14 protein-coding genes and 2 pseudogenes are annotated in these 20,452 nt (G+C 55.7%); 5 read left to right on the plus strand and 11 right to left on the minus strand.

All coding sequences use genetic code 11. The features are described from left to right. Positions 1 to 117: 117 nt before the first annotated feature. Positions 118 to 807, plus strand: a complete 690-nt coding sequence (locus GMO_RS04155) for a substrate binding domain-containing protein (RefSeq protein ID WP_245528423.1) — start codon at positions 118 to 120, stop codon at positions 805 to 807. A 36-nt stretch (positions 808 to 843) separates the two neighbouring features. Here GMO_RS04155 and GMO_RS04160 read toward each other — a convergent pair whose 3' ends face one another. From GMO_RS04160 to GMO_RS04185, 6 genes and pseudogenes are all read right to left on the minus strand, one after another. Next, the gene (locus GMO_RS04160) at positions 844 to 1,086 is read right to left on the minus strand and encodes a hypothetical protein (protein WP_008851033.1); all 243 of its coding nucleotides are present in this window, start codon (positions 1,084 to 1,086) and stop codon (positions 844 to 846) included. 46 nt (positions 1,087 to 1,132) lie between these two features. Further along, entirely contained in the window at positions 1,133 to 1,435 is a 303-nt protein-coding gene (locus GMO_RS04165) for a hypothetical protein (protein ID WP_008851034.1), read from the minus strand. A gap of 193 nt (positions 1,436 to 1,628) precedes the next feature. Beyond that, a complete protein-coding gene (locus GMO_RS04170) occupies positions 1,629 to 3,245 on the minus strand; it encodes a dihydroxyacetone kinase subunit DhaK (protein WP_008851035.1) in 1,617 nt (538 codons plus the stop codon). Between the two features lie 233 nt (positions 3,246 to 3,478). Next, a pseudogene (locus GMO_RS13760) lies at positions 3,479 to 3,615 on the minus strand (transposase); the annotation flags it as partial. Between the two features lie 164 nt (positions 3,616 to 3,779). After that, positions 3,780 to 6,077, minus strand: coding sequence for a GH92 family glycosyl hydrolase (locus GMO_RS04180; RefSeq protein WP_008851036.1), 2,298 nt, complete (start codon positions 6,075 to 6,077; stop codon positions 3,780 to 3,782). 69 nt (positions 6,078 to 6,146) lie between these two features. Next, the gene (locus GMO_RS04185; RefSeq protein WP_217491385.1) at positions 6,147 to 9,455 is read right to left on the minus strand and encodes a GH92 family glycosyl hydrolase; all 3,309 of its coding nucleotides are present in this window, start codon (positions 9,453 to 9,455) and stop codon (positions 6,147 to 6,149) included. Positions 9,456 to 10,085: 630 nt separating this feature from the next. Between GMO_RS04185 and GMO_RS04190 the strand changes: the two genes are divergently transcribed. Then, on the plus strand, positions 10,086 to 10,946 hold the full coding sequence (locus GMO_RS04190) for a glucose 1-dehydrogenase (RefSeq protein WP_040507455.1): 861 nt from the start codon (positions 10,086 to 10,088) through the stop codon (positions 10,944 to 10,946). Positions 10,947 to 11,020: 74 nt separating this feature from the next. Here GMO_RS04190 and GMO_RS04195 read toward each other — a convergent pair whose 3' ends face one another. From GMO_RS04195 to GMO_RS04205, 3 genes are read right to left on the minus strand one after another with little or no spacing between them, the layout of a single operon-like run. Continuing rightward, positions 11,021 to 13,267, minus strand: a complete 2,247-nt coding sequence (locus GMO_RS04195) for a xanthine dehydrogenase family protein molybdopterin-binding subunit (protein WP_008851039.1) — start codon at positions 13,265 to 13,267, stop codon at positions 11,021 to 11,023. Positions 13,268 to 13,279: 12 nt separating this feature from the next. Next, entirely contained in the window at positions 13,280 to 14,287 is a 1,008-nt protein-coding gene (locus GMO_RS04200; RefSeq protein ID WP_008851040.1) for an FAD binding domain-containing protein, read from the minus strand. Next, positions 14,284 to 14,790: a (2Fe-2S)-binding protein gene (locus tag GMO_RS04205; protein WP_008851041.1), complete on the minus strand. Its 507-nt coding sequence runs from the start codon at positions 14,788 to 14,790 to the stop codon at positions 14,284 to 14,286. Before GMO_RS04205 ends, GMO_RS04200 begins: the two co-directional genes overlap by 4 nt. A 751-nt stretch (positions 14,791 to 15,541) precedes the next feature. On the opposite strand from GMO_RS04205, the gene GMO_RS04210 reads away from it, so the two are divergent. From GMO_RS04210 to GMO_RS13765, 3 genes and pseudogenes are all read left to right on the plus strand, one after another. Continuing rightward, positions 15,542 to 16,681, plus strand: a complete 1,140-nt coding sequence (locus GMO_RS04210) for an acyl-CoA dehydrogenase family protein (protein WP_040507457.1) — start codon at positions 15,542 to 15,544, stop codon at positions 16,679 to 16,681. Then, positions 16,678 to 17,409 carry a PIG-L deacetylase family protein gene (locus GMO_RS04215; RefSeq protein ID WP_008851045.1) on the plus strand — a complete coding sequence of 244 codons (732 nt, stop codon included), beginning with the start codon at positions 16,678 to 16,680 and terminating at the stop codon, positions 17,407 to 17,409. The genes GMO_RS04210 and GMO_RS04215 overlap by 4 nt, the downstream gene beginning before the upstream one ends. After that, a pseudogene (locus tag GMO_RS13765) lies at positions 17,406 to 17,873 on the plus strand (class I SAM-dependent DNA methyltransferase); the annotation flags it as partial. The gene GMO_RS04215 and the pseudogene GMO_RS13765, both read left to right, overlap by 4 nt. Positions 17,874 to 17,907: 34 nt before the next feature. Here the strand turns inward: GMO_RS13765 and GMO_RS04225 are convergent. Both GMO_RS04225 and hutC read right to left on the minus strand, forming a co-directional pair. Further along, positions 17,908 to 19,053 (minus strand): glycosyltransferase, encoded by a 1,146-nt coding sequence (locus GMO_RS04225; protein ID WP_050801403.1) that lies wholly within the window; start codon positions 19,051 to 19,053, stop codon positions 17,908 to 17,910. A gap of 634 nt (positions 19,054 to 19,687) precedes the next feature. Next, positions 19,688 to 20,434 (minus strand): histidine utilization repressor, encoded by a 747-nt coding sequence (gene hutC / locus GMO_RS04235; protein ID WP_008851051.1) that lies wholly within the window; start codon positions 20,432 to 20,434, stop codon positions 19,688 to 19,690. Between the last annotated feature and the right edge of the window lie 18 nt (positions 20,435 to 20,452).

Here is a 20,452-nt window from a genome sequence, read left to right on the forward strand (position 1 = left end):
GATGTGACATACCTCAAGGCGCACAGGACAGCAGCGTCCCTGCTTAAAAAAGGGCTATTCCTCACCATATCGAACGCACGAAAGGTAGTCTGAACTCAAAGCTGCATGCCGTGTGTGATGGCCCGGCCTGTCCTCCTGCGTCTGACAGAAGCGGGATTGATGCTTCTTCCGCATGCCCGCCGCGTCATTAACAAGTTTGAAGATGTCAGGGCTGCTCTTGATGGCGTAAGCGGTCAGCCATGTGGTCTGTTGCGGATCAACGCTGCGATGAGGTTTGTGTTTGGCCTCGTCGCCCCCATGATTCCGGGATTTTTCAGGCGGTTTCCGGAAATCCGGGTGCATCTGCAGACGAAGAACCGCATCGTGGATGTGGCCCGTGAAGACGTTGACGTGACAATCCGTATCGGTGCTCTTCCAGATTCTGGTCTGATTGCACGTCGTCTTGGCGCGATTGCGTTATGGCTCTGTGCCAGTCCAGTCTATCTCAGGCAGCATGGCATCCCTGAGACACCGTCCGATCTGACGTCCCATACTCTTCTGGGTTGGACAGACCGTCCCGAGAGCTGGCGGTTCACCAACATGCAGGGCCAGGATGACATCATTTCCGTGCCTGTTGGATCTACCGTGCCAGAGTCAGCAGCTCTAAAAATACTGCTAAAGATCAATATGGGAACAGGAGGTCTTCCCGATTTTCTGGGCCTAAGCGCCACATCGCAGCTTTCATCAAAGGTCCGGGTCTTCATTGACGCGCTCCGTGCGCGTCTGGCGCACGGAGCGGGAGAGAGCGGTGGGTCGCCTGGCCGGTAGGCTGACCGATAGAACTAGCAGCCTCCGATTAATGGGCTAATGCCGTGCCAGCGTTTTGTGACCCAGATTCTCAATTTGTGATGCGTTCACGCTCTGGGGATTTTTGAGGATCTCCTTGGCAATTTCCTGTTCTTCATCTGTAGGATGCTCACCTTCCTTCAGAACATGATTTGCCAGGCGAGTGCGCTCCGCATCGGTCAGCAGGTCAGGTGTATGCGCCGCCTTGCGACCAAGATCGTGAATGGAGTCTGCGGCGTGTGGAATGGAATGGTCAGCCATAAAATTGGCCTCCTATTAAGGAATGAGTTGCGAGATTTGCCTGAACTCAGACAGACACATCAATCTTATGCAGCCCTTGGAGATGGCTTTCCGCTGGATGACCTGTATGAAATGGTGTGTCGGAAAGGAGATGGACATCGGTCAGATCCTGAACCCTGATGCAGCTCCATTTTCCCTGTGGAGGGACTTCCTTTTCATGTGCGTCCTCACCGCGGTAGAGCAGGACCCTTTCTTCACCATCCCCTGTTCCAAGGGAATGAGGCGATCCAAATCCTGCTTTGCCGTGAAACGTGAAAGTAACGGCACTTTTTTTCTCAATAGCTTCTTTGAGTGTTTGATAGACTGACATGCAGACTGTTCCCTTGGATAAGCAATGTTATGAAACAACTTTCCTGTATCCACATAACGAGCTCGTGAGGGGATAGGTTGCATTCCGGCGGCTCTCAAAGCAGCTTTTCTAAAAGTCATGAGATGAAGCATAGCGTCAGACGTAGGACTATCTGCTGAATCCGGAACAAAAGTCGTACCCTGCTCTGCTGTGTTCAGGTTAGCTTTGAAAGCCCTTCCAGAAGACGGGCAATGGCCTCCGCACCCGGGTCGGGGATATTCCTGAGTTGTTCTTTGGGAATATAGGCTGCACGACCAGCCTTGGCAGGCATTGCGCAGGTCGCATCCGCCCCTTCACGAGCAGCTTTGGCTGCCTGCTTAAGATCACCAGTCTGAAGCGCGGCTATGGCTGGAAACAACGCATCAAGCATTGTACGGTCTCCTAAGGAAGCCCCGCCATATTTCTGCATACGTTCCAGCCCGGTCTCAAGCCCTTCGCGCCAGGCCTTCTTCTGCCCGGCTGTTGCAAACATGATGGACAAGAGGACGCCACTCGAGCCGCCGGCATTACGAGCCAGAAGCCGCCCCAGCGTTTCGCAGAGTTCTTGAGGAGATGCGAGAGGCAAACGATCGATGTCTTTCAAAATAACGCGGCTGGCCTCAGCAAAGGTTGAGCCTGCATCGCCATCGCCGATCTGGGCATCAAGCGCATTCAGATCCTTTTCATTGTCGATAAGGATCCTAGCTCCGCAAGTGATAAGGTTTTCGATGTAAGAGTCAGATGAGGGCTTATAGACGAAGGTATCAGGTAAAGATGGGGTCGGCTTGGTCTGAATATCCCGAAATGGCGCGATACCCGGCCATGCCCATGGCTCGACCGGAGATTTTAGAGCTTCGATAAAATCTGGCTGTACGGGAACAGCAGACAGGGAGAAACCATACATATCCAAGGAGGTCATCATGGGAGCCGGGCCGATCAGAAAATCCATGCGGTCTGCAAGGCTGGTCTTGGAAAGTGCATCTACGATGGCCTGAGCTTCTAATACCGGGACTGCACCCAGCATGTTGACCATGACGGCCTGCCTGCTGTCTGTCAGATACTTGGTGAGTGTGTTTGCTGCCTTCGCAACCAGGACATCCAGTTTGTCTACAGAAATACGCTCGGTGCCGGGCTCTCCATGGATCCCCAGACCCAGTTCGCCCTCTTCTTCATTCAGCCGTGTCTTGTGCTCTGGATCGTACACATTGACGTCGGACAGAGAGAGGCCAAGCGATGCCGTTGCTTTGATGGCGTCGGTGGCAACCTGTCTGACCTCTGTCAGGCGGACACCTGTCTCCGCAGCATATCCCGCAATCTTCTGGACGAGGATCGTTCCGGCAATGCCTCGGGCATGGGGGCCGCGGCCGAGCGCTATGTCATCAGCCACGATGACAAGTTCGACATTCTTTCCCAGAAGACGTGCTTGCTCCGCCGCGAGGCCGAAATTCAGACGGTCGCCAGTGTAATTCTTGACGATCAGCAGACAGCCTGCGTCTCCGGTAACTTCCAGTATCGCAGCAAGGATGGCATCCACATTAGGAGAGGCGAAGAGTGCCCCGCAGACGGCTGCGGTCAGCATACCTTTTCCGACGAAACCTGCATGGGCTGGTTCATGGCCGGACCCACCACCAGAAACAATGGCGACTTTCGATTTGTCCCAGTCCTTCCTGAGAACGACGTGGATGTTATCATGTCCTTCAAGGCGGCAGAGATGATAGCCTGCCGAAGATCTCAGAAATCCGTCAATGCCTTCAGCGACAAGAGTATCGCGGTGATTGTAAAAGCGCTTCATCGTGTCTTTCTTCCTCAGGGGACGGGTAAGGAAGAAAACGTTTCAATCCGTGCTTCAGGCTCATCACCTTCAAGAGAGGTTTGTCAAAGCCTTCCATTACCAGAATTTATGAATGACCAGCTTTTTGTATCTGTTTTTCTTGCTCAGGACACATACTTCAGAACACGACGGTTGCTGCGAGGCAGATAGCTAAGGAGAAAGCGGTCGGATATCTGTCGTAGCGTATGGTGCTAGCGCAGACCGTTCCAATTTACAAAGATGATGCCGCTCAGCACACGACGGTTATCAATCTCGGCCTGCCATGGCTCTTTGGGAAGAACGGCCGCAGACGATCCATTTGGTCGTCCGTCAGCCAGTACAGCTCGCTCATCTTTAATCTTCTCACGGAGCCTGAATCAGATTTCTCAACTCAGATCAATGAGTCCTAGGATTAAGAACCCTACACCTGATTACCTGACACCATCCTCAAAGCATGGCCTTCATGGTGAGTTATGTTGGCAGCGTCAATGCAGGTGTCAGTTCAGGATAGGGAAATCACGCAGGAGGTTGGGTCTGCATGACAAAATGCAGTTCGCCGCCGTTGAGAACATCCTGCTGGTGCAGGAATGGCCTTGAAAGATGATGGCCATTGAGAGTCATCTGCCCGACATAAAGATGTTTGTCGTCCAGATTGTCGGCCGTGACCGTGAAATCATGCCCGTTGCCTAGATGGAGGACAGCCCGGGAAACGAAAGGCCTTCCTATCGCATATTCCTGGCTGGCGGGCGCTACTGGATAAAAGCCAAGTGTCGTGAACAGATACCAGGCCGACATCTGGCCCAGATCGTCATTGCCCGCCAGACCATCCGGACGAAGGGCATATTGGGTCTCCATGATCTGGGTCAGACGTTTCTGTGTTTTGAAAGGCGCACCAGCATAGTCATAGAGATAAGCGACATGATGGTCAGGTTCGTTGCCGTGTGCATACCATCCGATCAGGCCGCTGATATCCTCGACATTCTTGAAAATGGCCGGATCGACCTTGGCGTCAAAGAGTTCGTCGATCCGGGCCATGAACTTCTGTCGCCCGCCCATGACATCAATCAGCGCCGGAATGTTCTGAGGGACATACCAGGAATACTGCCATGCATTCCCTTCGGTGTAGTCACTGCCATAGGCTGCTGCGGCAGCTGTGAAGGGGACATGAAATTCGCCCGTGGACAGACGTGCTCTCATGAAGCCAGTCTTCGGGTCCCAGGCCTGTCGCCAGTTTTCTGAACGTTTTTCAAATGTTTTCGCAACGTCTGTTTTACCCATCGCATGAGCCATGCGGGCGAGGGTCCAGTCGTCATAGGCGTATTCCAGTGTCTTGGAAGCGCCTTCTGCCTCCCTGTCGATCGGAACATAGCCCATTTTCATGTAATCGCGCAGATCCCCATACGGACCATAGGTTGCACTGCGGATCATACCTTTTAGTGCGGCATCGGCATCAAAGCCCCTGACTCCGGCCAGATAGGCATCTGCGATAATAGGGACGGCGTGGTAGCCAATCATACACCAAGTCTCCAGTCCCTGATAGGCCCAGACCGGCAGAAGACCAAATGGGCTGTTTTGCTGGGAAGCAAGAAGGGAACGGATGAAGTGAGAGCTCATATCCGGGCGCAGGATGGCTAGAAGAGGCTGTTGGGCGCGATAGACGTCCCATGTTGACCAGGTGGAATAGAATTCGAACCCATCCGCCCGATGGCGCAGATAGTCTGGGCCAATATAGTCTCCATTCGCATCCATGCTCAGTGTTGGCGCGAGCATTACATGATAGAGTGCCGTGTAAAAACCGGTGCGCTGGTCCGTAGTGCCCTGTATGTCGATGACGGACAGAGTCTTGTTCCACTCTGCAAGGGCTGCTGCCTGCTGTGCATTGAAATCCCAGCTCTGTCCTTCGCTCTCCAGATTGGCGATGGCGTTTTCTTCGCTGACCGGAGAAATGGCGGTCTTGACCAGAAGCGGACCATTCAGATGTCCGAAATCGAACACGCCTTCCAGCGCCCGCCCGTTTTGTGCGTCATGGTCAACAGGCTGGTTTCCCGGGCCACGGAAACCACGATACGGAATTTGCGTCTCCCGGTTATATAATGTGCGTGAAACCATCGGTTCTGAAAAACGCATGGCAAAACACAGAACACGTCCCGGCGCCCAGCCGCGCGTCGCACGGCATCCCGAAACGGTGCCGTCGTTCCCGACATGCAGTCGGGTCCAGAGGACCTTGCCGGGATAGTCATAGATGCTCGGGCGCACGTCGAGGAGCAGATGGGCGGGCTTCTCCTTGGGGAAGGTATAACGATGCCAACCGATACGACGAGACGCAGTGAGTTCCGCGCGGATATTGTAATCGTCGAGCGTGACGGCGTAATATCCTGGCCGCTCCACTTCAGTATCATGGCGGAAGCGGGACCGGTATCCGCTTCCGGGCACGGCAGCATCTCCGGGTTCTAGCCGGACATCACCGGAAACAGGCATAACCAGCACATCCCCAAGGTCGGAATGACCAGCTCCCGAAAAATGAGTATGTGAGAAGCCCATGATCGTGGGGTCGTTATACTGATAGCCAGCGGCCCAGGCATAGGAATGATGAAAATCCGTCATCGCCGTATCGGGTGACAGTTGGATCATTCCAAAAGGAACAGTCGCGCCTGGATAGGTATGTCCTGCACCACCCGTTCCGATCCGCGGATCCACAGTCCAGGCCGGTCCTTTATCCATCAAAGCAACGGTTTGTGCCATGGCCAGAACGGGAATAGATTCCACCACCAAAGTGGCGACCAGTAAATAATGGGACGACTTGAGACGCGCCATGAGGTTTTTTACTCCGTGGAAGACTTACTAAAGGCGCCGCCCTGCATAGCTGCGCTCCGGACAGAATGGTTAGTGTGGTCTGGTGGCTGGATGGCCGAGGAGTTCAAACTCACTGGCTTCGACTGTAGCGGGTTGCAGGATGTGCCAGTGATACAGGTGGTAACGGGCAGGATGAGATAGCAGGAACGGCCGGATCTGGTGTTTCCAGCGGAAGACTTCGCCGTCGCGATAATCCACGCGTTGCCATGTTTTCCCGTCATTAGAGGCCAGGATTTCCCATGACGAGGGTGCATGGGCGGGGTCTACGGAAGATGTCACGGTATAAGCCTGCGCCACGACGGAAGACGGGAGCGTAAGAGTAATGGTCCTGCTGGAGGTCAGGATGGAAACGGGAGCGGCCGTCATGGCGTCATTGTCAAACAGGGCCTCGGGTCCGGAATGCCGTGCGCCAGGCAGGTCTGTCAGATCAATGGCCGGGTCTGGGGTCTGGCCGGCCGGCGTCAGGGACGGAAGGGACGCGGCTGGAGTGGTGCCCCAGTGTGATGGGCTTGGCCCCATGTGGAACACCAGTTCGCCTCCGTTTGCAATTTCGTCATGGGTCAGCCACCAGCGCGTCAGCGGTTTGCCGTTGAAAATGACGGACTGCACGAAGCGGTTGCGGTCACTGACGCCTGGTGCGCGGATGGTCAGGATCCGGTCATGGCCGACTTTCAGGCACATGGTCTCGAAGCGCGGCGCGCCGATGGCGTAAGTCGGCGTGCCCATCCGCAAGGGATAAAATCCCGCGGCACTGAAGAGCCACCAAGCCGACATCTCGCCGTTATCCTCATCACCGGGATAGCCTTGGCCGATAGCCGTACCGCGATAAAGCCGGTTCATGACATCGCGGATGCGGTCCTGTGCCTTCCAGGGTTGTCCTGCATAGTCGTACATGTAGAGGATATGGTGTGCAGGCTGATTGCTGTGGCTGTACTGCCCCATGCGGATGTCGTGCATTTCCCGCATTTCATGGATCACGCCGCCATAGGCGCCCGTATGATAGACGCCGGGCGTCGTGAAATAGGCATCCAGTTTCCGGGCCAAGCCCGTGCGGCCACCGTAAAGGCTGGCGAGGCCCTGACCGTCCTGAACGGGATCGAAAGCCATGGTCCAGGCATTGGTTTCCGTATAATCGCCTCCCCAAGCCAATGGGTCGAAGTTCTCTTTGGTGGCTCTCCAGTGGCCATCCGGGCGGCGCCCGACGAAAAATCCGACGTCGCGGTCGAACAAATGGACGTAATTGAGAGCCCGATTATGCAGGTACCAGCTTTCGGCAGCATAATCAGCCTGTTGCCGTGTGTTTGCCGATGTCGTGGTAGCGAGGGCGCTGGCCATTTCGCCCAGGGCGAAATCATTCAGGGTTGCTGCGTTGGACCAGGACAGGGCTTCATCCGTGTCGGTATCGGTGTAACCGTGAAAAGCCGAGCGGTTCAGGCCCTTTCGTCCAACGCCGGGATTGTCGGGAATAACCGTAGCGTCTTTCAGGCCTGCATCATAAAACGACGATGTGTCGAAGTTGCGGATCTGTTTGCTCCACGCATCGGCAAAGGCGACGTCAGCGCTCGTTCCGGTCATCAGATCGGCGTAGCCGGGAGAGGACCACCGGGCGATCCAGCCGCCTTCGCGATATTGCTGCACGAAACCCTCGATGAGTTGTCCGTCTTCATCCGGGGTCAGCAGGGCATAAGCGGGCCACGCTGTGCGATATGTGTCCCAGAAACCATTATTGACGTAGAGCACTCCATCCAGGACAGGAACGCCGGTCCGAGTTGGGCTATCGGGCGCGAGCCGAGATCGGAAGGAACTGGCATGCACGAAATGCGGCACGTCAGCCGTTCCTGCGTTTTCGGCAGCATTGTTGGGGTAAAGATACATCCGGTAGAGATTGCCGTAGAGCGTACGTTGTTCATCCGCTGGTGCTCCCGGGATCTGCACGCGCGCCAGTCGGCTGTTCCACGCGTCCTTTGCAGCCTGCGCCACGGTTTCGAACTTTGCATCAGAAGGAAGTTCCAGTGCGAGATTGTGCCTGGCCTGATCGAGGCTGATGAGGGATGTGGCAATCCGTATGGTAACGGAAGGGTCGACCTTTGTATCGAAGGCGGCCCAAGCCTGTACCTTGTCCCGTTTCTGGCCGGTCAGATGACCGGCAGCAACAACCGGACGGTCAAATTCCAGATGCAAGAACATGCGGCTGGCGCCGGTCGAAAGGTCGCTGGCGATATCCGTGTAACCATCCGCACTGCGACCGTCCGGGGCCATAATGAGGCTGCCCTGGTTGGTGATGTTATCGAAGATCACTTGCCCACGGGATGCACCCGGATAGCGGAACCGCAGGATAGCGCTGTGGTCAGTGGGAGCTATCTCGGCGGTGATGCCGTTGTCGAGAGTGACAGCGTATTGATAAGGCAGGGCAGTTTCGTGGTCGTGCCTGAAGGTGGCGGCACGGGCAGTGCGATCGGCGGACGGGCTACCGGATCCCGGTACCGGCATGATCTGGAAAGTGTTGCGGTCTCCCATCCAAGGACTGGGCTCATGGCTGAGAGACAGCGCCTCAAGGCGGGAATGGTTATCAGGGCCGTTGCGCTCCTGATATTGATAAAGCCAGTCGGAGTTGCCGCGTGTGACGGGAGTCCAGAAGTTGAAACCGTGCGGTACAGCAACCGCAGGGAAATTGTTGCCACGAGAATAGTGACCATTCGCATTGGTGCCGCGTCGTGTGTCCACAAGGTCCGATGGCGTCAGACCCTGAATATCTTTGGCCTCACCAATTGAGATCGCATCGATATAGAGATGACGGGGAACAGCATGGGCTGCATGCGAGCAGAGCTCTATTGCAGCGACAGTCCGGCCAGCGGCGATAGCGCCCAAGGGCACATCCACCAGATTCCATTGATTGGGATAAAGCGCCCGACCCGTACCCTGATTCTGCGCCGTCAGCGGTGTTCCTGTAATGTCGTGCGCGCCAAGCATGGAGGCGCGCGTGCCGTCTGTGAATAGAAGATCGAGGCTGGAAAAAGTTGCCGGATCTGTCAGGGACAAAGGATCGGCCACCGGAAAGATCGCATATGTCAGATGGCTCCGTCTACTGATCCGGAGGGGCTCATTGCCTGTTGGATGGGCAATGATGGTGCGGGTCGTAACGTTGGTGGCATCCAGGCGGAGGATCTGAAGGCCAGTCAGGCCGCTCCCTGCCCGAGCGGTCAGAACTTCATCCTTTGTGGGCCCCTTGGAAACCGAGACACTCCAGCCCGTTCCGGACCCGGTCTGAGCAGCAAGAGGAGCGGTGGTATCGAACAATGCCGGGAGGGTAGGGGCGGAGAAAGCAGACGGCACCCTCATGACAAAAGCCGCCATAAGAGAGGCTGCGCAGAAACGGGATCGTTTGGGAAAAGGCTTCATCATGTGCTGCAGTATCGTTATAATTCTGAAGTGAAAATCCTGTTCCAGGGAATGACTAGGCGGGAGCAATGTTTCTGAGCAGGATTCCGGTATTGATGTCATGTCACCATGCCCCCAATCGCCTGATGTTTCTATAGGGCAATCATCTTCTGGTGCATGTTTTGCTCTGACGCCAATTTCAGCCACATTTGCTCGTCACGGGGCATCTGCAGCGCCATCCAGACCCTGAACTTACCTGAAGACCGTCTTCTCGTAATCTTTATGAAATCTTTTCTCTGGCAGTTCGGGAACAGCTTATTACCTTGTCCAATTTTTGGGGATCCCTTTGTTAACGCGGAAGGGCGCTAGAACAATGAATCTGGCTTCATATCGGTGGCCGGGATAACGTTGGTCGACCCTCTAAGGTAACTGATCGTGGATGATTTCACCACGACAGGCTGCATGAAATGATGCCTGCTTCGAAGATCGGGCCAGCAGAGACGTGAAGCAACACTTGCCTGCGTTGGAAGTTGAACATGGCAGGAGTGTTCTCCTCGGAGAACGCCAGAACCGTTTTCGGAGTGCTGTTTCATGCCTGATCATATTCTTCCGCAATCCCAAGACCATCAACCTGGCCTGGAAGGGCCAATGCAGCCCAAGGCTATTCATATCCGGTCTGATTATCGTGGAAGCAGGAAACTGGCGGGTCGGAAGGCTCTGATCAGTGGTGGAGATAGCGGAATCGGACGGGCTGCTGCGCTGCATTTTGCTCGAGAAGGCGCTGATGTCGCGATCCTTTATCTGGAGGAGCATGAAAATGCACAGGAGACAGTGCGCCTCATTGAAAAGGAAGGTCGCAAGGGGCTGGCTATTGCCGGCGATGTTTCGTCCAGTCAGGTCTGTAATGATGCCGTTGCGCGCGTTGTGGATGCGTTCGGAAGTCTGGACATTCTTGTCAACAATGCCGGTGTTCAGGTTGTCCAAGAAGATGTCAGTGCCATATCCGATGAGGAATGGCAGCGTCATATGGACACCAACATCAACGGCTATTTCTATCTGGTCCGTGCCGCTCTTCCGCATCTTGGAAAAGGGAGCGCTATCATCAATACCTCTTCCATCAATGCTTTTGCGGGAAACAAAGCGTTGCTGGCGTATTCAACGACCAAAGCCGCAGAAATGGGATTCACGCGTGCGCTGGCGCTGCAACTGGTTTCAAAGGGAATTCGCGTGAATGCCGTGGCTCCGGGACCAGTATGGACCCCGCTGCAGCCAGCGAGCTGGGGTGTTGTCGATCCCCAGGCTGTTGCTGATCTGGGGAAAGACACGCCCATGGGGCGCTGTGGCGATCCTGCGGAGCTTGGCCCGGCCTATGTTTATCTTGCAAGCGAGGACGGGTCTTTCGTAACTGGACAGACACTACATGTGAATGGTGGCATGATCATCAACGGCTGATTAACAGCGGTTATTCTTCAAACCTGATGGTCGGCTTCCTCTCTGGTGCAGACAGCCCAGAGAGGAAGTAAGACTCAGCTTCCAGGGGTAACTGGCAAATTGCGATGACGCTGGCCTGTTGCATGGAAAATTGCGTTGGCGATAGCTGCAGCCGTCCCGCACATGCCGATTTCACCCACACCCTTGATGCCGAGCGGGCTGACTTCCGAGTCTTTTTCTTTGACGAAAAGGACGTCCATATGTGGAATGTCCGCATGGGCCGGAATGTGATATTCGGAGAAATTGTGGTTCATAAAGCGGCCGACGCGTTCATCCATCAGGGATTCTTCGTGAAGCGCCATGCCAGTAGCCATTACCATGGCACCGCGGACCTGACTGGCTGCAGTTTTGGGATTCATGATGCGACCAGCCGCGACGGCATTGACGAGACGGCTTACGCGCACAATGCCGAGTTCTGCATCCACGCGGACCTCGCAGAAGACTGCGCTATGGGTGAAGCGAGCTTTTCTCATCTGGCTGATGGTTCCGCGTAGGCCGGGCTTTGCGGTTTCCTCGACTTCGAGCTTTTCCTGACCCGTCAGGGACAAGGCTTCGGACAGGGAAAGCCTGAGAGTTTCATCTTCGCCCATGCCATGAAGAAAGCCATCCTGCAGGACCGTGGTGTTGTTCGATAGACCCTCGATCAGCCAGGTAGAGATATTCCCGCTTTTGCCCAGCGTTTTGAAAAGCTTCTCGCGCAGGCTCTGACAGGCAAGCCAGACGGCAGCTCCTGCGGAGGCAGCCGTCCACGATCCGCCTTCCGTTGGACACTCTGGAAGGGTTGAATCGCCCAGTTCGATATCGATCCGATCTATTGGCATACCGAACGCTTCAGAAGCTGTCTGTGCCAGGATCGTATAGGTTCCTGTCCCGATGTCGGAGGCGGCCGTTGCGATATGCAGACGTCCATCGGAAGTCAGGGTGGCGCGTGCTGACGTGGGGGAGAACATTGCGTCCCAGATGCCTGTCGCCATGCCCCAGCCGATCAGTTCCTTGCCCTCCCGCATGCTCCCTGGTGCCATCAGGCGGTCATGCCAGCCGAAACGTTCCGCGCCCTCAAGCATGGCCTCTTTCAGCGCCTTGCTGGTCAGAGGCATGTCATGCATGGCGTCGATGTCGGAATAGTTGTGCAGGCGAAATTCGAGCGGGTCCATATTGCAGGCATAGGCCATTTCATCGATAGCCATTTCAAAGAGATTGACGCCTGTGGCCGCTCCCGGAGCCCGCATGTCGCTGGAGGTATAGGTATCGCGCGGGGCGACCTTGTAATCAGCCGTTGCGTTGGGACATTTGTAATTGATCAGGCCCCAGATAACGAGATTTTCCATGTTGTGTTCGAAGCGGGACGTGTCCGTCACGCCGTCGACGATCATGGATTGCAACGTGCCGTCCAGCTGGGCACCAAGGGCAATATCCATGACGGCTTCCGGGCGGAAGACATGGGTGAACATCTGCGGGCGCGTCAGGGTGATACGGGTCGAGCGCTTCAGCATTTTTGCGCCGAGGGCTGCCAGAAAGACGTTGTGCTGGGCTCGCAGGCCGGATCCGAATGCACCGCCAACATAGGGATTGCGAACGCGGACCTGATCCTTGGAGAGAGACAGGGCACTCGTCAGGTAGGCCTGTACGGCCTGCGGGCCCTGTGTCTTGTCCCAGACCGTGAAGGTGCCGTCATCTTCGGCAACAACGGTGGTGGCGTGCATTTCCATGGGATTGTGATGTTCGGGAGCCAGGTGATAGCGCCCTTCGATCTTGATCGGACTGAGGGCATAGGCTTCGGCAGCGTTTCCGCGTGATTTGGGCGGCACGTAGTTACTGCGCGGTTTGCTGGGCATGTATTTCTGATGCAGGGACGCTTCGAAGTCCGCGTTATGAGGCCAGCATTCGTAATCAACTTCGACGAGCATCGCGGCTTCACGGGCGGCTTCGAATGTCTCTGCGAAGACAACGGCAACCGGCTGGCCATTGAAATTTATCTTTGCGTCGTGAAGCGGCCTGTAGGGGGAGCCGGGGACGCCTAGACCATCCACATAGGACTTTTCAAAAAGCGCGGTATGAGGGCGATTGAGGTGGGTCATGATTTCCACCACGCCGGGCACTGAACGGGCTGCATCATCCCGGATCGTCTCAATGCGCCCCCGGGCGATGGGACTGTTCACGATGAAGCCGTACAGCATGCCGGCGGGATGGGGTTCGGCAGCGTATCTGGCCTGTCCTGTCACTTTGGCGAGGCCATCGATCCGGGAAATGGGTTGTCCGATTTTTGCTGAGTGGATTGTCATGCCCGGGCTCTTTCAGAAAATGTTCTTTTGCGTCTGGGACTGAGGCGTGCCAGCGGCCGCCTGCGATAGCGCGCGAATGATCACGCGAGGTGCCAGCTTCAGCTTTGCGGCATTGTCGCGGTCGGTGACGGCCCCTTGCAGAAGACATTCGGCGGCGTCCCGGAACAGGGAGTGGGAGGGCATTTTCCCTTCGAGGAGTGCCTCGGCTTCCGGAACACACCAGGGCTTTGTCCCGACGCCGCCCATGGCAACGCAGGCTTTGCGGATCGTATTGTTTTCCATCTGCAGGCCCGCTGCGACGGAGACGATTGCAAAAGCGAAAGACAGGCGGTCACGTATCTTGAGATACGTGTGATGTGGGCCGAAAGAGAGGGGAGGAAGGTCAATGGACGTGACGATTTCGCCGGTACGCAGGATGTTGTCCTGCCACGGTGTATCTTCCGGGAGACGGTGATATTCGCGAAGGGGAACCTGACGTTCACCTTCCGGACCGGTAAGGTTGACCGTCGCGTTCAGGGCCGCAAGCGCTATGCACATGTCGGATGGGAAGGTGGCGATACAGGCGTCGCTGGTCCCCAAAATGGCCATGATCCGGTTTCGTCCGCCTTTTGCAGAGCATCCTGTACCCGGTGAGCGCTTGTTGCAGGCCATGTCCGGGTCATAGAAATAATGGCATCGGGTTCTCTGGTTGAGGTTTCCACCGTTCGTTGCCCTGTTCCGGATCTGTGGGCTGGCGCCAGCGAGGATGGCGGAGGCCAGGAGAGGATAACGTTCGGTGACGAGCGGGTGAGCCGCCGTATCGGCATTGGTGGCGAGGGCGCCGAGGCGCAGGACGCCGTCAGGACGTTCCTCGATCTGGCTCATGGACAGGGCGCTGAGATCGACGACATGTTCGGGGCGTTCGACGTCCGATTTCATGAGGTCAATGAGGTTTGTGCCTCCTGCCAGATACCGTGTATGGTCTGGAGTGTGACAGGCGCTATCGAGGGTTTCGGGGCGGGAATAGGAGAAATGTCTCATGCAGCTTCTCCGGCCCGGTCCTGCTGTTGCTGGGTGAGGACCTGTTCAATGGCGTCAATGATACCGTTATAGGCTCCGCACCGGCAGAGATTGCCGCTCATGAACTCACGGATTTCCTCGCGGGTGCGCACATGTCCTTCTTCCAGAAGGGCGACCGCCGACATGATCTGTCCTGGCGTACAGTAGCCGCACTGGAAGGCATCCTGGTCAACGAAGGCCTGCTGCATCGGATGCAGATGGCCTTCATGCGCCAGCCCTTCGATTGTCGTGACCTCGGCATCCGGGATCGATACAGCCAGGATGAGGCAGCTTTTCACGCGCTTGCCGTCAACGAGAACGGTGCAGGCACCGCATTGTCCATGATCGCATCCCTTTTTCGTGCCGGTGAGATCCAGACGCTCACGCAGAAGGTCCAGTAATGTTACAGAGGGAGACAGATCAGCAGAGTAAGATTTTCCATTGATCTGGAGGCGACAGGGGCTAGCGACAGACACATCGGTCATTGGGAAGCGCTCCGTTCGGCATCAGTTTTTTAAGTGTGTCAGGGTATAAGAAGCAGGCAGAGCTCAGGTTTCACGAAATTATCTGCGATGCGGGAGATAAATTTCTTTCTGTCGGTGAATATTTTTCAGATGTGAAGATGACTGTGCGTGATATTCATTTTGAGAAAAGGGGAGAACAGTCATTATTTTTCGTAACATATTCGTGACCTGGACATTCAGTACGAACGAATCAGATATCCGGCATCTGTTGAACTTCTGAAAATACTTTGACGGGAATTATGGCGGTGAAAAACAGGGCGTAACTTCGTCACTGAAGGAATAGTCCTTTTTTTGGACGGGTTAAGCTTGCTGTTTGCAAATGTTCAGGTCAGCCTGAGGGACTTTCTGGCGGCTTTTCTTGCAACAGAGGATGGATCGCGGCTGGTTATGGCCGGGAGAGGGGTGGGGGCCGTTCTGGCCTGTTTGTGGGTAGATAACTGGATACCCTCGCGCACCCACGTCTAATGCTGGGCATCTGTTACGTCACGATCTTTATCCTGCCCGGCGAATAGCGTGGGAGTTGCTGTTCTCCAATGTGTCTGTGGGCTCGCCGTGGCCTGCCTCTTTGCATTGGCCATGTCAGAAATCCATCCTCCGGTTTCAGATGCAGCTCATTCCCGCAGAATAGTGACCGGGGACTGTGTTCTGATCGGGATCCATGACTGGTAACCGGGCGTTGCCAGATCTGGATTGCGTGGAAGGACGCTCAGGCATGTTGAATTCTGGTCAGGATATTTCTGACGACGGCCTTTCTGCATTTCGGGTCAGGCTGAAGCATCTGTATGAGGACTGGAAGGCCAGACCATTCATTCCAACCGAAAATCTTTTTCCTGCGGAGCTTCTGAATGCTTTACGGGAGATCGGAGCGCTGGATGCTCTTCTCACGGCTGAAGAGGGAGGCCTCGGACTGGCCAGCTCGTCTGAAGAAGGAAGCAGGGCGCTTCTCATTCTCTTGCGGCGGGTGGGGTATCTAAGTCTCTCTCTGGGGCGGTGTCTGGAAGGGCACATGAATGTTGTGCGGCTTGCGGGGCTATATGGCACAAAAACGCAGTTTCACGCCTTGGCTCGTACTCTCAGGACTGGCGTTCTGGCTGGCATATGGGTTACGGACAACAATATTCCTGTATCGATACGAAAGGCAGGTGAGGGATACAGGCTTTCCGGCATCAAGGGATTTGCAAGCGGTGTCAGTGAGGTTGGTCTGGCGTTGATAACAGCTCTGACCGAGAAAGAAGATTCGGTTATGGTGCTGGCCCCGACCACTGATGCTGATCGCAGGCGACCGGGGCCGGGCAAGCTGACCGGTATGCAGGCGAGTGGGACGGGCGCTTATGATTTCACGGATCTTTCCATTGCCGGCGAGAATATTCTTGGGTCTGCGGGAGACTATCTGCGGCAGCCTGAATTTTCTGCCGGAGCGTGGCGGGGATCGGCAGTTGCCCTTGGCGGCATGGACCGCTTGGTTGATCTGCTGAAGCAGGAACTTCTGACGCGGGGTCGGGCCAATAATCCGCATCAGCTTTTTCGGATTGGAGAAGCAGCTATCCTTCAGAGGACGGCTTCCATGTGGATTGAGCGGGCTGCCCATGCGGCGTGCGGTGGTTCAGATATGGAACATGAAGAAGTGACTGCTACTGTCAATCTTGCGCGGATTGCCGTTGAGCGAGCGGCTCTGGATCTGATCACGCTTGTACAGAGGGGGCTTGGTCTTTCAGCTTTTGTAAGGGGGAGGGCGGTTGAACAGGTCATGCGGGATCTGGCGACTTATCTGAGGCAGCCGGCTCCGGATGAAGCGTTGACTGAAGGCGCTGCCTGGTTTGTCCGCCATGACTGGCCGGAGGAGCATGCATGAAAATTCAGGACATGCTTCAGTATTTTGCCAGTTTTCCGGTTGCGCCCCTCGAGACGATTGCATGCGGGACGACGCTTGTCCTGTCTCCTCATCCGGATGATGAAAGTCTGGGCTGCGGGGGCTTTATCGCGACGACGGTCAGCAATGGGCGGCCGGCGGTTGTGGTGATCGTTTCTGATGGGTCGGCGTCTCATCCCCGTTCATTGACGTGGCCGTCCGGGCGGCTTGCCCGGCTTCGTCAGGAAGAGACCCGGGATGCTGTGGCGGAGCTTGGTTTGCCCTCTGACCGGCTGTTGTTTCTGGGATTGCAGGATACGGCCGTTTCGACGGAGGGTGAGGGCTTTGACGCCGCTATTTCTCAGCTGCTTGAAATTGTCCTTCGTCATGATTGCACGACGGTTCTGGTGCCGTGGCGGCATGATCCGCACTGCGACCACGAAGCCGTCTGGATCATGGGGCAGAAGCTGAAAACCCTGCGGCCAAATCTCAGGATACTGTCTTATCCTGTCTGGGGTCTGACCCTGCCTCCTGAAATGGAAATCGAAGAGGCGGTTCCAACAGGCTGGCGGCTTGATGTCCGGGCCTTTCTGGACAGGAAACGGGCAGCCGTTCTGGCACATCGGAGCCAGCGTGGGTTGGTCGTGGAGGATGATCCGACGGGCTTTGTTCTGCCGGAACATCTCCTGGGAAAAATTCTGCAGCCTTATGAAATCTTCATCGCGTCATGAGCAATGATACATGGAAACCGGAAGTCTTCGAAAATCTGTTTCAGGACAATCCTGATCCCTGGGGCTTTGAAAGCAGTCCGTACGAGAAAAAGAAGCTTGCGCGGGTTCTGGAATGCCTTCCTGCCTCTCCGGTTTCCTTTGTTGTAGAGCTTGGATGTGCAATCGGGGTCAGTACGCTGGCGCTTTCAGAACACTGTCAGCGTGTTCTGGCAGTTGATGCATCGGAAAATGCGCTTGTTATCGCAAGGGAACGATGCCAGAGACAGGCACACGTCAATTTTCTGAAGGCTTTCCTGCCGGTGGATTATCCGGTTTCAGAAGCTGCCGGTTGTGATCTCGTGCTTATTTCGGAAATTCTTTACTTCCTGGCACCAGAAGACATTCGGTGCCTTGCTGGCATGGTGATGGAGAGCCTGGTATCGACAGGGCATATCCTGATCGTAAACTGGACCGGACAGACAGATACGCCCTGCACGGGAGATGAGGCGGCCGAGTGTTTTATCCGGGCCTGCCATAAAAGATACTGGGGTCCTGATCTGTCAGAACGGGGTGACGGATATCGTATAGACCGGTTGTGCTGGTCCGGAAATTCTCAGACGAAAGGCGTTTCTTCCGACGAAGAAAATTGAGAACTCGCAGCGCCCGCTCATGATGCCGCTGCAGTTCACTACGGCGAATAGGAATGGCAGGAAGCTCCGGATAGGGTATTTCGAGGCAGGATGACTGACTTGCGTGCCAGTATGCATGTTCTCTTCGAAGACGCAGCAGGCGTCTGGACACCGGTTCGAAGGCGTCGTCGATATGTTCGTCCTGTGCGATCAGGCGCCTTGCCAGGGTTTCCGCCATGCCACCCCGGGCCCGTCCCTGAAGGCGTGCTGAGACGTACACCTTCACTTCCGGGGCATGGCGGACAGGAATCCCTTTCTGCCGTAATGCGCGATAAAATTCCCGGTCTTCTCCTGAAGAAACATCTGGAATCCCGCCTGCCTTACGCCATGCCTGATGTGTGACAGCGATGCTGGCACCTGAATGTTCCAGATGCCGGGGCCACGGGTCGTGGGGTTCGGGGCTGAGCAGCAGTCCGATCTGTTCCAGAAGTGCTCCATAGGCCCGTTCCGACTTCTCATCCTCATGAAGGTGGGGAGGAATTTTCCTGTGTTCTTCTGGAAAAAGAAGGACATGACCGAAAACGGCTTCAACAGGATATCGAATGAACGCTGCAAGAATGCTGTCCATCCAGTCATCGGCGACTTTACTATCGGCATCCGTGGTTAACAGAATGGCGTCGGGCGACGCAGTTCTGGCAGCATGGGCTATGGCATCACGCCGTGCCACACCGGCGCTTGCTACTGACGGGTCATAAAAGACCGTGACAGTTTCCAGCTCGAATGGGAGCCTGTCGGCCAGAGAGACAGCCTGATGATGAGTATCGTCCGTCGTGTTGTTGATCCAGAGAACGACCTTGTCTGGCGGATGCTTCTGCGCGGCCAGGGCGAAAAGGCAGGGAGCGATATGCTCTTCCTCGTTACACACGGGAATCACGACAATTCTCTGTTTTTTCCAGACAAGGACCTGTCTGCGCAGGAATGAAGAACCTGAATTGATAACCGAAAGAGTATGGCCGTCCAGTTGGGGTTTACCCATGCTTTCAGGGCAAAGAACGGCTGCACCTGGTCCACCCGTCCGTCTGTTCGCCATTTTCAGATGCTCACCATCAGTAACGGTTCAGGGACGTGCTGAACCTGGTTTGTCGGGTTCTCAGGGCCATCGGGAAGCGCTGGTGGCTCATCTGGCGGCGGAGGGGGAGCTTTTTTCTCCGGAGGATACGATTTTCCCGGAGTTTCTTCTTCGGGGGGCTCGTCCGTGATCGGACTTTTATCCGGGTAGGGATCGAAGCGCTCCTGTTCATCAGGAGAGCCGGGGGCTTTTGTAGGGTTTTTGGGCAAAGCGCTATTCGGAAAAGGCATGATCGCCTCCATTGATGAGACAGATCAATGGCTGAGAATGACGAGAGTTCAGATCACTTAAAAAAGATGCTGGAGGTGGGCCTGTTTGTTCGGATTGGGACGCCCCTAGATTTCTGGACGTACCGATGCGGTGGCGCAGGTTACTGATGTCGTGTGGAAGGTGCTCCACATGGCCAAGTGAAAAATCTTCAGGTTCCCCGGGTAATGACGGTTCGTGGAGGCCAGATTTTTGACGAGCGCAAACGGCTTGACCGCAACCATGTTTTGCACCCAGCCTGATACTCGAAAGAGAGGGAGGTGATTACCTGCCTCTATATTTGGAAACCGTCGGTTGTGGATTTTCGTCTTCCGCCCAGGCTGTAACGGTTGCCGGGATAGGTGAAGATTCCTTTCATGACGACCCGCCCTTTGACCCATGTGCGGCGAACCAGTTGGAGACAGGGCTCGTGCGGGCCGATGTCCAGTAGAGACTGCAGTTCCAGTGTGGGAGAGACCGCGAAGACAATGTGCTCGATCTCGTCAGGGCCAGAAATATGGTACAGATGCCGGTGCGGATGGGCCAGGGTAAAATCCTGCTGGAGATATTCGGGAGCGAAGGCTGGTGAGACGAAACGTTCTTCTACCTGAAGCGGAATATCGTCTTCGAAATGCACGATTACTGAATGGAAGAGTTTGCTGCCAGGACGCATGTCGAAGGAAAATGCGAGGTCGATGTCTGCCCGGATGGCTTCCAGTGTAATGACCTGCGCTGTGTGGGTGTGGCCTGAACTCAGGATGTCATCGGCGATGTCGTGGAGTTCCAACAAGTCGGCTTTGGGAGACGGTCGGGAAACGAATGTTCCCACCCCCTGCGCACGGACAACGATCCCCTCGGTCATCAGTTCGCGAAGGGCGCGGTGAACCGTCATGCGAGAGACGCCGAGGAGATCCACCAGCTCACTTTCAGAGGGAAGCTTCTGGCCTTCCTTCCACTCTCCATCCTGAATACGCTCGGTAATGTAGAGTTTGACCTGTTCGTACCGAGCGGGAGAGCGTTCCCGGGGAGCGGCCATTTTCATGTCGCAGGCTGTCCTTCA

The sequence above is a fragment of the Gluconobacter morbifer G707 genome (genome assembly GCF_000234355.1).
Classification (GTDB): Bacteria; Pseudomonadota; Alphaproteobacteria; order Acetobacterales; family Acetobacteraceae; genus Gluconobacter; species Gluconobacter morbifer.